Here is a 12,910-nt window from a genome sequence, read left to right as displayed (position 1 = left end):
CGAAACTCATTCACAATCCGTCGGTTCGCAGCGTGTAGGCGGACGCCACGTCGGAGGCCGTCCGAGATGTATACAGATTTCGGACGGGATCATCGACCACCGCCACTGGCGTTGTGCATGGCTCGACACTGGACTCGCAACTCGCCCGCCCCGGCGTCGTCACCGACTGATCGCAATCGGCTCCGGCCTGCCAAGCGCGGTCATCCGATTCAGAATACGACAGGCAAGGCGCGCCTCGACGTCCCGGCCATGGCGACTACGAGCGCAAAGGCTATCGCCAATGATGGACTTGTAGCGGAAGAAGGCGTTCTCTAGCCGGGCCTGCCGATGGTAGCCCGAGACCTTCTTCCACTGGCGCCGTCCGAGTGCGTCCACGTCGGTGATCGCGCGCTCGCGTGCACGCGAGCGCGGCCCGCGCCGCGACACCTTTGCAGTTTTGGTCGGCGGCACCACGACCCGCGCGTGGCGCGCGCTCGCGGCCTCATAGAAGGCGACGGTGTCGTAGGCCGCGGCCGCCGTGACGCTGGCGATGTCGCCAGCTGCCGAGCTAATCAGATGCCCACGGTCGCGTCGTCCACTATCGCCTCGGTCAGCGCTTACGCGACGATCACGCCGGCGCCGTCGACACCCAGATGGACTCTCGACTTCATCCCACGATCATGCCGCCGCGGGCCGCCGACATGCCAGCGCTCCAACGGCAGACCCACTACCTGACGGTCCGCAGCCATGCACCAACGCCACTGAGCCTTGTCGATGCCGGCGCCGTGCCTTCAATGGAAGTGGTCGATCATCATGAGATCGCCCGGGGCGCGATAGAGCCCGTACACGATGGCCGAGTCGTCGGGCAGAACGCGTCGAACGCAATCGAGCGCGCGTCTGGCGCCCACGCCGGCGACCCCTGGCCGCGCCCCGGGGCACGCGTCAGTTGCACAGGACTCGAGCCATCGGCGTCCGCGAGCCAGATTTCGCTACCGCCACCCGGCCCCCGGACTCGAAAGCGAGCTGCAGGCCGTCCGGTGAATAGCGCGGATGAAACTCCACCCTCGTCGACTTCACGATCGCGCTCGGGGCGTTCCCTGGCAGGAGTCGATACACGTCGGCGTCCTGGTGGTGGCGGACGAACGCCAGCCGATCGACACCTGTGGCCACCGACTGGAACTGTGCACGTCCCCCGAACTCGATGCCCTCTGGTGCGTCGTGTGCCGTCACCCGGACCCGCCACAACGTGTTGAGCTCTTCCGACCATGCAAAGTTGGCGTAGACGATCCAGCGGCCATCGCGTGTCCAGGCGGTTCCCGTGATCGGCACGGGCTGCCGAACGAGTAGGCCCGTCGTCGCGCTCGGTTTCAGGTCGGCGTCGAGCTGCACGACGTAGACGTCGCAGAGGTCGAGTCTCTGGCACGATGCATAGGCCACGGCTCGTCCGTCGGCTGAAAACGTGGGCGCCAGGTGGAACGTGGGCGGGTCGGGGCGCGTGATGGCGCGAGCTTCACCCGTCGCCATGGAAATCAGATGGATACCTCCGGGAGCGTCACCCACAGCAGGGGCCGTCGCGACTGCCAGCCACGCCGAGTCGGGAGACCATGACAACTGCGCCCTGGCAGGGAGCGCGCTCACACGGCGCGCCGTTCCGCCGAGCGCTGAAATCACGTGCACCGTAGCGGGGTGGACCGTCCAGGGCTCCCCCATACGACGCCCCCAGCTCGTAACGCACAAACGCGATCTGTGTGCCGTCTGGGCGACCACGCGGGAAACTGCTCGCTAGCCGGATCGGTCGTCAGACGACGAACCTCCGGGGCACCGAGGATTCTCGTCCGGATATCCCAGTTCGTGCCGTCCTCGCCCGTCGAGGCGTACGCGATCTGCGTGCCGTCAGGCGAGAAGCTCCCGGCTCCGGTGTCGTGCTCGGACGTGAGCCGCGTGATCACGGACTCAATCTCGTGGATGGTGACGATGTGCGGGTGGTTGAGCGCGGAGGCGGCCTTGGCTTCCTGTACGAACGCCCATCGTCGAGCGGGGTCGGCCATTCGATCCGCGGGCAGGACCTTGATGGCCACCTCTCGATCGAGGCGAGAGTCGCGGCCGCGGTAGACCTCGCCCATCCCGCCCGCGCCCAGCGGCGTCAGGATCTCGTACGGGCCTAGTCGATGCCCTGATGTCAGCGACACCGGGTCCACTCGCTCATCTGGTCAGAAGAGTACCTCAGGCAGCACGATGAGCGCCGCTCGTCGGCGGCGCGGACCGGACCAACCGAGAGTCCCGCATGGCCTTTCCCAGCTTGGCCTGCCGCGATGTTTCGCGTGGCCCGCGCTTCGCCCACCACTGAAAGTCCTGTGCTGTCGACGATCAGATGCAGCGGTCCTGTGGCCGGGAGGTTGTGCGTCGCGACGTCGAGCAACTGACTTCGCCCCGCCTGACCAGGGCGCGCTCGTACACCTGCCAATTGCCCACCCGATAGTGCGTCTTGTACTTCGGGTGAACCTGCGACTTCATCGCACGATCATGCGGCGTGGTCAGGCGACGCTCTAGCGGCGTCACAGCCGGCCCATCGACGGCGCCCAGAGCCGTGCACGAACGCCACACGGCGGCGTCATGACTGTAGAATCGCCGTCTCCGATTCTGGAGCTCGCCCTCTGAGGTCGTGATGGCCAAGCTGTTGTGGACGCAGAAGCAGGATATCGGCCCGAGGCCGCGGTACGCGCACGCCATGGCCTACGATGCGGCCCGCCGGCGGGTACTGTTGTTTGGCGGTGATTCGCTCGCCGGTCACCTGTTCAACGACACCTGGGACTGGGACGGATCGGACTGGACGCAGGTCGAGGACCTGGGGCCGGGACCGCGCGGCGGCCACTCGATGGCGTACGACTCCATACGCAATCGGACCGTGCTCTTCGGCGGTAATTCAGGCGGCGCCGACCTGAACGACACCTGGGAGTGGGACGGCAGCGCCTGGACCCAGATGCAGAACGCCGGTCCAGCTGCGCGCGCCTTCCACGCAACAGCGTTCGATGCCGCTCGCGGCCGCGTCGTTCTCTTCGGCGGTCAGCCGTCAGGTGGTGGCGCGCCGTTAGAAGACACGTGGGAATGGGACGGCGAGGACTGGTCGCAGGTCGAAGACTCCGGTCCTCCACCGCGGAGTGGCCACGTTATGACTTACGACCGGGTTCGACACCGCACGGTGCTGTTCGGCGGCGCAGGAACCGGTGCGGCGTTCTCGGACACGTGGGAATGGGACGGGACCTCATGGCGTCACGTCGAAGACGTCGGACCGCGCGGCGCCGTCGGCGCCGCCATGGTGTTTCGAAGCAAGGTATCGACCCTGTTCGGTGGCATCACCACGTCTGCGGGCTCGGCACCCCGCGAGCTGTTCGGCCTCACCTGGGAATGGAACGGCACCCATTGGACGGCGCGACAGGATATGGGGGTGGGGCCCCGACTCGGTCACGCGATGGCGTTCGATAGTGGGCGCGGGTGCGTCGTGCTCTTTGGTGGCGTCACCGTGCCGCCCGAGAGCACGGGGGCGGCAACCTCGGTGAAAGGCGACACCTGGGAACACGCCGACGTCACGAGCCCAGGCGGGCCCGGCGGCGGTGGTCCTGTGACCGGTATCCTTGGCTCGGTGACGGCCGCGCCGGACCCGGTGATGCGAGGCGGTAGTCTCACCGTCACGGTCAGTCTGGCGGGGCCGCTTACCACTCCCGTCGTCGCGGTCGTCGACTGCCTGGGAGTCAGGCAGCTGATGATCCCGCCGATGCTGTTGACCGGGTCGACGCAGTTTCCGGTTCCGCAGGTGCTGCCGATGCCCGTGCCTGCATCCCTGCCGATTACGGCCACCGGGCCCGACGGCGTGTCAGTGTCGACGACGGTCACCGTCGTGTAGCGTCACGATCCGGGCGTGGCGATGGCACGCCGCCAGCACACACCACATCGAGACGATCAGGGCGTCTCGGAGCACCCGGCCAAGATCCAGTGGGCTGCTGCCCGTCCGCCCACGCTGGCTAGCCATTTGACAGGCACGCCGGCGTCGGCCCTGACAGCACCGCCCGGCTCAACACGCACGTCCCAGCGGTCGCCGCGCCATGGGCGCTCCCGCGTCGATGGCGATCCCGTCGTCCCATCCGTGCCTCTCTGTTGACCGCCTCGAGCGACTCCAGCCGACTGCCGTGGCGCTCCGCCGCCCGGCTGCAAGAACGACTCCTTGACTAGGACTCGGTCGCGGCGGCCTCAGCGGCTTCCCGCATGGGGCGTCGGCACGAGACGTGCTCCGGCCAAGGCGGAGGCACTCCATGGATCGGCAAGACGCAGCTCGAAAGTTCGACGCGCGCGATGAGGACAAGGGGCACGTCGCCACCGGCAACGAGCGCGTGCCTACTCACGACATCGATGATTTGCCCACAGAACACCCGGTGCCCGGCGACTTTGTTCCCAGGTCGCTGCCGAGTGGTTCCGAGGGCGACGTCCCAACCGAGATGGCGTCCAAGGAGAACGACTCGGAGAGCTCGGAAGGGATCGCTGAGCTGAAAGAGATGGAACAGAACGCGGAAGACGGCCGCGAGTGGGTATTCGCTACACCTGTACCGCAATCGAATAGTCGAGGAGAACTTGCATGATTGACTCGAACTCCGAAATACACGACGAAGGCCAGCCCTTGAGCGCCGCCGGAGAAGGTCATGCCGGGACAGCTGAACCCACAGATGCGTGCAGTCCGGACCCAACGAGCCCTGCGAGCAAGCCCCAGGGCACGCAGCGGGACCAGGAGAAGAACATGGAGTCGGAGGGGCAGCCAATTCAGCTACCCGCCGATTCTGGCGACCTGCCTGCCAGCACCGACGACGCAGCGGAATATGAGCGCGAGGCGAAGCTCGCCAAAGAAGGTTCTGGCTTCTGACAATCGCCCGTGTAGTGCTGATGGCGGACTCCCTCGCGGAGCCGCCAGGAGGCCGCAACGCAAAATGAGCGCCATGAAGATCATCCGCAACATCATCGTCGTCCTTGCTCTGTCAGCGGTCGCGGTCGCTACCAGTGCGTGTCCGGAAAAGGGCCCAGCTGAGAAGGCTGGAGAGAAGGTCGACAAGGCCGTCGACAAGACAAAGGACGCAGCGAAGGACGTCGCAAAAGACGTGAAGAAGTAGCTCACGCGGATCACGGGCCGCCGGCCGCGTCCCCAGCCGTCGTCCGCCGCTCCGGCGCAGCCACCTCCGGCCACGCACGCGTCCCACTCGTCGAACGTGACCTCGTACCTGCCGGCGGCAAATGGCCTGGCGATCGTGACCGTGTGTTGCGGACCCTCATCGTCGTCCCGATCGGGCTCTCCTGGCGGCGAGCCCATCAGGAACTGCCCGACTGGCACCTCCAGCATTTCCGGGCATTCGGGGCAGTCCTTGATGAACGCTACCGGCTGCGGGAAGCCCGGCGGACATGCCCGCGTTGGGTGTTCGCTGCGCCAAGGCCATGCCGGTTGCGCACAGACCGAGGACGACCGCAAGCTGCAAGCGCCGGCTCGAACCACTGGACATCGAGGTCCTCCACGCGACTGCCCCGGCGGCCAGAGGTCGAATGGTGACAGCAACCCGGCGCAGCGAGGGCGAGGCCGACCATGGAAAAGATGAACCCGTCCGCGCCCTCGAACAAATTCGACCACTTGCGCTGCACGCGATACCCACGGCCGTCAGGATATGGGGGCGGGCCAACCTCGCGCAGCTCCCGACCGGCGCGCGCATCCTTGAGCATCTCCGCCTTCGTCAACAGTTCCCCATACGCCACGGCGTCGCTCGTCGCCGGGTCGGCCACCTGGCCCGTGCCAACGAACGGGTCGAAGAGGTCGGGCCGCGCCTTCGCCATGTGGACGCCAAGGATCGATCCCACGAGTGGCCGACGAGAATGATCGTGTCCTTCGGCAGTTGCTTGCGCAACAAGTCGGCGAGCTCGATACCGTCTTGCGTCATGCGCGCGACCGTGATGGTCTGCGGCGCATCCGGGTTCTTTCCGAATGTTCTGCCGGCGCCGCGCTGATCCCATTGCACCACCGTGAAGTGCTTCAACCACAACTACGGCCTGGGCTGGATCGTGGAGGGGTGGGGCGTGCCTGGCAAGGGGGCACGGCAGTCGCGCCTGCTCACCGCTGCGAGACCGTGCTGCCGCCAGCGACGACGACAAGCAACGGAGATGTGAACAGTGTCGATCGGGCAGCGCATTAGGCACCTTCGTGGAGCCGGGCCGACACCTTCGGCTGACCCTCTACCGCTGCCGAGCGACACGGAAGCCGTAATCCGTATACCGGTAGGACGGATCGAGCCGGCTCCGCGCGGCGCAGCGGCTCATGGTGACCGCGTGCCGCCATGACCCGCCTCGCGATGCGCGGCGGACACCGTCCTCCGGCCCGGCTGGCTGGTCGGAGGCGGAGACGCGATAGTAATCGGACGCGTACCAGTCCGCGCACCACTCGTGCACGTTCGCGGCGATGCCGAACAGCCCGAACGGATTCGGCTCTCCCAGCGTGACCGGCCACGGTGCCTCCAGCGGGCCGCGGCCGCCCTCCGGGATCCACGCGGGGATCGCGTTGCCCCACGGATACATCTGCCCATCGATCCCGCCCCGCGCGGCGCGCTCCCATTCCGCTTCGGACGGCAGCCGCACCGGCGAGCCTTCGGACGCACGCCACCGGCAGTAGGCCTGGCAGTCGAACCAGCTCACGCCGACCACGGGACGATCGGGAATCGTGGACAAGAGCGTCCAGTCGCGCGGGGGGGCGTGGCCGCTGGCGCGCAGAAACAGCGCGTAGGCAACGCAGGTCACCGGGTACACCGCGAAGTCGAACGCCTCGACCCACACCCGGTGCACCGGTCGCTCCTCGGCGGGGCCCTCGTCGCTGCCCATCTCAAACCAGCCTTCGGGGATGCGAGCGAAGACCTCGTCGAGGGCCATGCCCTACCCCTCGAGGATGTCGCGCAGGACGCGGATCCCGTGCGCGCAGTCGGCGAGCCGCTCCGGCTGGTTGCCCACCTCGCGCTCGATCACGAGCGGCCCGACGTAGCCCACCTTCTTCAGCGTCTCGATGAACAGCGCCATGTTCACGGCGCCCTCGCCGAGCGGCACCTCCTGGCCCCAGTCCCCTGGCGTCGTCGGGCGAAAGGCGTCCTTGCAGTGGACGGTCGCGATGTCGGGTCCGAGGATCTCGACGGCACTGATCGGATCGCCCATGTCGTAGAGCAGCATGTTGGCGGGGTCGAAGTTGACCTTCACGTTGTCGCACTTCAGGTCGTCAAGCGTGCGACGCAGCAGGCCAGCCGTCTCCTGGCCAGTCTCGAGGCCGAGGGTGACCCTGTGCGCCTTCGCGAGCGCCGAGGCCTCGCCGAGCGTGTCAAGGAAGGCCTTCCGCCCATCGTCGTCGGGGTCGGGGATGAAGCCGCCGTGCATCGTCAGGCGGTCGACACCCAGCGCGGTCGTGCGCACCAGCGCCCACTTCAGTGTCTCGAGCCGCGCCGCACGCGTCGCCGGATCGCCGAAGCCGCCTGTCTCCTTGATCGTCTGCGGCGTCCTGTAATCCTCGCCCGGGAACCCGACCATCGCCGCGTGGATGTCGAAGCCGGCGGCGAGCGCCGCCGCCGGCAGGTCGTCGCCCTCGTTCCACGACGCGTGGTGCGGATCTCCGCAGGCCATCTGGATCACGTTCACGCCGAGCTCGTTCAGGAAACCGCGTAGCTCAGGCACGCTCGTGACTTGCAACGACCAACTGCACACACCGATGGCATAGGGTGGGATCATCGTCAGGACTCTAGCCTCATTCTGGCTGGAGGAGCCATGGTCGCCGCGGATCGCGCCACGACCCGGATGCGGAGCGGACCGTCCAGCCCAGCCACGCGGCAGCAGCGCCGATCAAAGCCAGGAATACCTCGGCGCATCCGTTCAGGCGCGCCACCCGCACGACTCCAAGGCGGCCGACACGTGCCGCGGGTCGGTCGCCTATGCCATCACAGCCCTGTCCCTGAGCGTCACGACTTGCAAGCGCTCGGCGCTACGAAGGCCTCTGCAATGCCCAGCACGTTTGTCGCAACCAAGCTGTCCACGTTGCTCAAGCCGCTATCAGCACGCGAGTTACGGTGTGCCATTCGGCTCCCGCCGCCTCCACTATTCATCCACAGCGGTCTATCGCCGTCCATGGCAGTCCATGGGCGTCCAGCCCTTCAACGTGGAACACGCTGAGCAAATCGGCCCACTACCGGCGCGCGGCGCGCTCCACTCGCCTCCCGAACCGCCCGCCGTCCACGAAGGCGTGGGAGTATTTCTGGGGGGTACGCTTCGAGCTGGGGGTATCGATACCTGGGGGTATCGGCACCCATCGTTCGGACAGTTCCGTCGTTCCTACGATCCAGCGCACGAGAACGGGCGCGTTCCTTGTAGAGCTCGCTCGAACGCGTACCCCCTTGCAAGCGCGCCGCTGCGCTTCGGCAGCGAACCGGCGCTCGCCGGCGCTCCGATCTGCTCCCGCACGCGGGCCTCAATGAGCGCGACGCGCTGTCTATTCATGTTCACCAAGCTGTCCGCGCGCGCTCGGATCACGCCCAGTTGGTGCCTCACGGTTTAAGATGCCGGCATGGCGCGATGGCGGCAGATGATCTGCGGCCACGGAACGACGGTTGGCGTGCTACTCCTGCTGTGCGCACGCGGAGTCGCGCTCGCACAGCCCGCGTCCGATCGCGAGGTCCTGGCGGACGCTCGTAAGCTGGCAGCGGCAGGTCAGTATGGGGCCGCGCGCGCCATGCTCGAGCCCCTGACGAGGAGCCAGGCCGCAGCTGGGCATGCCCACCTTCTTCTCGGAGCCGTCGACGAACAGGAGGGACGGCTCTCGGACGCCATCGCGCACTACCGCGAAGCCGTCGACCGACTCCCCCGCGACGCAGCCGCCCTCGACCGGCTGGGCTTCGCGCTTGGGCGCAGTGGCCAGACAGAAGAGGCGCTGGCCACATTCGAACGTGCCATCGCGGCGGATCCGGGAAACTTCGACGCGCAGTATCACCTCGGAGCCACCCGCTGGTGGGTCAAGCAGCCTCAGCGTGCCGTCGAACCCCTCGCGGAGGCCGTGCGTCTGCAGCCGGATCATGCGGAGGCCCGCTACTATCTCGGCCGTGCGTTACGCCAGTCGGGTCGGGGTGCCGAGGCACTGACGCATCTGGAGCGCGCTGCCGCATTGCGTCCAACGCTGGCGCCGGCGCATGCGCAGCTCGGTGTGGCACGGCAGTCGCTGGGTGATGTCGAAGGTGCCATCACGGCGTACAGGCGGTCACTCGCGCTCGATCCGGCCCAACCGGACATCAGCAACAGCCTGGCGCTGGCGCTTGTTCAGCAAGGCGACTGGCGCGAGGCAGAGGACTTGTGGTCCGTGCTGGCTCGCGACGCGGCGATGCGGGACACGGCGCGGCTCAACCTCGGCATGTCGCAGTTGCAGAGGGGCGACCTGACCGCAGCCGTGGCGACCTACCGGGCGATGCTCGTGGACACCCCCACCAGCGCCGAGGCCTTCTACAACCTGGGCATGGCGTTGAAGCAGCAAGACGACTTCGACGAGGCCGAGCGGGCGCTGCGCAAGGCGTGCGCGCTGGACGTGACCATGCGCGAGGCGCCGTTCACGCTCGGCGTCCTGCTGTGGCAGACGGGCCGCGCCGCGCAAGCGGCCGAGTGGTTCGACAAGGCGCTGACGATCGACCCGGCCTTCGCTGACGCCCACTATATGCGCGGCCTGGTACTGCAGGAGCGTGGCGACCTGCCGGCGGCCATCGACGCACTGCGTGCGGCCATCAATTTGCGCCCCTCGTCGGCCGACGCCCACTTGAGCCTGGCCCGCGCGCTCCAGCAGCACGGCGATCACGACGCCGCCGCCGCGGCCGTGGCCACCGCCACGCAGCTCTCACAACTCAAGGCCGATGCACAGGCCTCGACATTCGCCGTCGGAGCGGGGCGCGAACGCTTGCGCGCCAGCGATCTCGACGGCGCCATCGTGCAGTTCCGCGAGGCCATACGCCTCGCGGCCGACAACCCCCAGGCGCATTACCAGTTGGCGCTCGCCCTGCGCGCGCGCGGCGAGATCCGCGACGCGCAGCGACATTTCGACGAAGCGTCGCGGCTGGCCCCGTACCTCAAGCCGCCTCCGGACATGTAAGCTAATGCCAACGCACTCGGTGAGCTTGCGCCGTCTGACGGTTGCCGCAGCGTGCGTCTCGGTGGCGGTCGTCGCGGCACGTGAACCGGCGCCACCCACAGGCGAGGGCGCACTGGCCTTCGCCTTCAGCGAAGTGGCGGCGGAGGCGGGCCTCGTGCACGACACGGTATTCGGGGGTGTGGATCGCAACCGCTTCCTGCTCGAGACCACGGGGCCAGGGATCGCGCTGATCGACGTCGATGCCGACGGCTGGCTCGACATCTTCGTCGTCAATGGCACGTTGCTCGATCCGCCGACCGGCGCGCACACACCGACTGCCCACCTGTACCGGAATCGTCGTGACGGACGGTTCGAGGACGTCACCGACGCCATGGGCCTGCGTCAGACCGGCTGGGGACAGGCCGCCTGCGTCGGCGATTACGACCGCGACGGCCGCGACGACCTGTATGTCACGTACTGGGGCCAGAACCGTCTGTTCAGGAACACGGGTGGAAGATTCGAGGACGTGACGGAGGCCGCCGGCCTGGTCACGGCGCGGCGATGGGGTGCCGGGTGCGCATTCCTGGACATCGATCGCGATGGCCATCTCGATCTCTTCGCGGCCAACTACATCGACTTCGATCCCGGTCGCACGCCGACACCCGACAGCGGCTTGTGCCGCTACAAGGGCATTCCAGTCGCCTGCGGACCACCTGGCCTCACGGGCGGCAAGTACGTGCTCTATCGCAACACGGGGCGTGGCACCTTCGACGACATCTCGGTGAAGTCCGGCGTGACGCGGACATCCTCCACGTACGGCATGGGCGTCAGCACCCTCGACTTCAACGACGACGGGTGGGTCGACGTGTACGTGGCGAGTGATTCGAGTCCGAGCGCGCTGTTCGTGAACAACCGGGACGGCACGTTCAGCGACGCCGCAGTGCTGGCGGGGTGCGCCTACAGCAAGGACGGCAAGCCGCAGGCGGGAATGGGCGTGGTCGTGGCGGACCTGGACAGGTCGGGGACCATGGATCTCTTCAAGACGAACTTCGCGGGCGACACCTCGACGTTGTATCTCAACGACGGCAAGGGCTTCTGCGACGACCGCACGTTCCCGGCCGGTATCGGCATCAACACGCGGTATCTCGGATGGGGCGTCGGCGCAGCCGACTTCGATCGGGATGGCTGGGCGGACCTGTTCCTCGTCAACGGCCATGTCTATCCGGAAGTCACACAGTTGCCGGGTGAGGCGGCGTATGCGCAACGCAAGGTGGTGTACCGCAATGTCGCGGGCCGGTTCGAGGACGTCACCGACCGGCTGGGGCCGCCCATGACAGTGGCACGTCCTGGGCGTGGCGCGGCCTTCGGCGACCTCGACAACGACGGCGACGTCGACGTCGTCGTCAACAACATGCACACGAGACCGGATTTGTACCGTCTCGAGACGAGGGCGTCGGCTGGAACCTGGCTGCTGCTTCACCTGCGCGGCGTTGCGTCCAACCCCGACGCGATTGGTGCGCGCGTGACGGTGCGCGCCGGTGGCGACAGGTGGGTCGACGAGGTGCGAGGAGGAGGCAGCTACTACGCGCAGAACGACTTTCGTCTACATCTCGGGCTTGGAGGCCACGCCCGTGTCGACCGCATCGACGTGCGCTGGCCGAACGGCATGGAGGAGCAGTGGCACGACCTGCCCGTCAACCAGCTGCACACGCTACGGGAAGGCTCTGGTGCGGCGCCGCGGCGCTGATGCCGTGGGCGCACACTGGGCGATGGCTGCTTCACTGGTACGGGCGGTGGTCGTGTACCTCGCGCTCGGCGCCGGTGCGATCGCGCAGGCTCCCCCGCCCGACGACCGCGTCGAGCAGGCGCGACGCCTCGTCGATGCCGGCCGCGCGCAAGCGGCTCTCGACCTCCTCGGCGATCCCGGCACCGCCGACGAGGATGCGCGTCGTCACCTCGTACGCGGGCTGGCGTACTACCACCTCGGCGACGCGCCGCGCGCCATCGCCCTCCTGGAGCGCGCGCGGGCCGGACTGGAGGATGAGGCCGAACGCCTGCACGCCACCGAAGTGCTCGGCCTGGCGCTGATGCTTGCCAACCGCGCCACGGAGGCACTTCCCCACCTCGAGGCCGCCACCAGGGCCCGTCGGTCGCCCGAGGTCGCCCACGTGCTCGCACAGGCGGCCGTGCAGGCCGGGCAGCCAGACACGGCACGGCGGGCGCTCGCATTGGCGTTTGGTCTCGATGAAGATCGAGCCGAGGCTTTCGTCGCAGCCGGGCAGCTGATGGCTCGTCTGGACATGCACGAGATGGCGGAGCAGGCCCTGCGTGCGGCCCTGGCCCGGAACGCGTCGGTGCTGCAGGCCAACTACCTCCTCGGCCAGGAAGCTCTCTTCCGTGGCCGCCTCGATGAAGCCGTCACGCTCACCCAACGCGAGTTGGCGCTGAACCCGCTCGATGCGATGGCGCTGGTGCAGCTGGGCGACGCGCTGGCACGCCTGGACCGGTGGGACGGGGCCCTGCCTGTCCTGCAACGCGCGATCTGGCTCAACCCGTACTACAGCGCGCCCTACATCCTGCTCGGCCGCGGGCACCTGCGCGCCGGGCATCCCGATCTCGCCGAGGGCATGGCGCGCCGCGCCATCGCCTTCGATCCCAACAACCGCACCGCGCATTACCTGCTCGGCCAGGTCCTCCAGCAACTCGGACAGTCTGCCGCGGCGAAGGAAGCGTTCGCCCGGGCCGAACAGTTGCAGCAACAGGGGCGGCGCTGAC

The 12,910-nt window shown here is 67.8% G+C and carries 13 protein-coding genes and 1 pseudogene; 8 read left to right on the top strand and 6 right to left on the bottom strand.

What is annotated here, in order from left to right; all coding sequences use genetic code 11:
- Positions 1-159: 159 nt before the first annotated feature.
- The 3 genes from LuPra_RS12940 to LuPra_RS12930 form a co-directional block, all read right to left on the bottom strand.
- Positions 160-453 carry a hypothetical protein gene (locus tag LuPra_RS12940; protein ID WP_110171134.1) on the bottom strand — a complete coding sequence of 98 codons (294 nt, stop codon included), beginning with the start codon at positions 451-453 and terminating at the stop codon, positions 160-162.
- A 468-nt stretch (positions 454-921) separates the two neighbouring features.
- Positions 922-1,503: a TolB-like translocation protein gene (locus LuPra_RS12935; protein WP_157899107.1), complete on the bottom strand. Its 582-nt coding sequence runs from the start codon at positions 1,501-1,503 to the stop codon at positions 922-924.
- A 143-nt stretch (positions 1,504-1,646) separates the two neighbouring features.
- Complete coding sequence (locus tag LuPra_RS12930; protein WP_157899106.1) at positions 1,647-2,168, bottom strand: protein kinase domain-containing protein; 522 nt, start codon at positions 2,166-2,168, stop codon at positions 1,647-1,649.
- Positions 2,169-2,644: 476 nt separating this feature from the next.
- Between LuPra_RS12930 and LuPra_RS12920 the strand changes: the two genes are divergently transcribed.
- From LuPra_RS12920 to LuPra_RS33205, 4 genes are all read left to right on the top strand, one after another.
- Complete coding sequence (locus LuPra_RS12920) at positions 2,645-3,880, top strand: Kelch repeat-containing protein (RefSeq protein ID WP_110171130.1); 1,236 nt, start codon at positions 2,645-2,647, stop codon at positions 3,878-3,880.
- 406 nt (positions 3,881-4,286) lie between these two features.
- A complete protein-coding gene (locus LuPra_RS12915; RefSeq protein WP_110171129.1) occupies positions 4,287-4,610 on the top strand; it encodes a hypothetical protein in 324 nt (107 codons plus the stop codon).
- Complete coding sequence (locus LuPra_RS32560; protein WP_162271254.1) at positions 4,607-4,888, top strand: hypothetical protein; 282 nt, start codon at positions 4,607-4,609, stop codon at positions 4,886-4,888. The genes LuPra_RS12915 and LuPra_RS32560 overlap by 4 nt, the downstream gene beginning before the upstream one ends.
- A 73-nt stretch (positions 4,889-4,961) precedes the next feature.
- Positions 4,962-5,132 (top strand): YtxH domain-containing protein, encoded by a 171-nt coding sequence (locus LuPra_RS33205; RefSeq protein ID WP_234800997.1) that lies wholly within the window; start codon positions 4,962-4,964, stop codon positions 5,130-5,132.
- Positions 5,133-5,200: 68 nt separating this feature from the next.
- Here LuPra_RS33205 and LuPra_RS34460 read toward each other — a convergent pair.
- Positions 5,201-5,359 (bottom strand): annotated as a pseudogene (locus tag LuPra_RS34460) (formylglycine-generating enzyme family protein); the annotation flags it as partial.
- Positions 5,360-5,556: 197 nt separating this feature from the next.
- On the opposite strand from LuPra_RS34460, the gene LuPra_RS31855 reads away from it, so the two are divergent.
- On the top strand, positions 5,557-6,012 hold the full coding sequence (locus tag LuPra_RS31855) for a hypothetical protein (RefSeq protein ID WP_157899105.1): 456 nt from the start codon (positions 5,557-5,559) through the stop codon (positions 6,010-6,012).
- 225 nt (positions 6,013-6,237) lie between these two features.
- Here LuPra_RS31855 and LuPra_RS12900 read toward each other — a convergent pair whose 3' ends face one another.
- Complete coding sequence (locus LuPra_RS12900) at positions 6,238-6,924, bottom strand: formylglycine-generating enzyme family protein (RefSeq protein WP_110171126.1); 687 nt, start codon at positions 6,922-6,924, stop codon at positions 6,238-6,240.
- 3 nt (positions 6,925-6,927) lie between these two features.
- On the bottom strand, positions 6,928-7,764 hold the full coding sequence (locus LuPra_RS12895; protein ID WP_110171125.1) for a sugar phosphate isomerase/epimerase family protein: 837 nt from the start codon (positions 7,762-7,764) through the stop codon (positions 6,928-6,930).
- An 829-nt stretch (positions 7,765-8,593) separates the two neighbouring features.
- Between LuPra_RS12895 and LuPra_RS12890 the strand changes: the two genes are divergently transcribed.
- The 3 genes from LuPra_RS12890 to LuPra_RS12880 are packed head-to-tail and all read left to right on the top strand — an operon-like array spanning position 8,594 to position 12,909.
- Positions 8,594-10,156, top strand: a complete 1,563-nt coding sequence (locus LuPra_RS12890; protein WP_110171124.1) for a tetratricopeptide repeat protein — start codon at positions 8,594-8,596, stop codon at positions 10,154-10,156.
- A gap of 19 nt (positions 10,157-10,175) precedes the next feature.
- Positions 10,176-11,882 carry a CRTAC1 family protein gene (locus LuPra_RS12885; RefSeq protein ID WP_234800866.1) on the top strand — a complete coding sequence of 569 codons (1,707 nt, stop codon included), beginning with the start codon at positions 10,176-10,178 and terminating at the stop codon, positions 11,880-11,882.
- Positions 11,863-12,909 carry a tetratricopeptide repeat protein gene (locus LuPra_RS12880; protein WP_110171122.1) on the top strand — a complete coding sequence of 349 codons (1,047 nt, stop codon included), beginning with the start codon at positions 11,863-11,865 and terminating at the stop codon, positions 12,907-12,909. Before LuPra_RS12885 ends, LuPra_RS12880 begins: the two co-directional genes overlap by 20 nt.
- Position 12,910 lies beyond the last annotated feature (1 nt).

Origin of the sequence: Luteitalea pratensis (assembly GCF_001618865.1) — a bacterium.
In the GTDB taxonomy this organism is placed as follows: domain Bacteria; phylum Acidobacteriota; class Vicinamibacteria; order Vicinamibacterales; family Vicinamibacteraceae; genus Luteitalea; species Luteitalea pratensis.
This window is presented reverse-complemented; position numbering and strand designations above follow the sequence as displayed.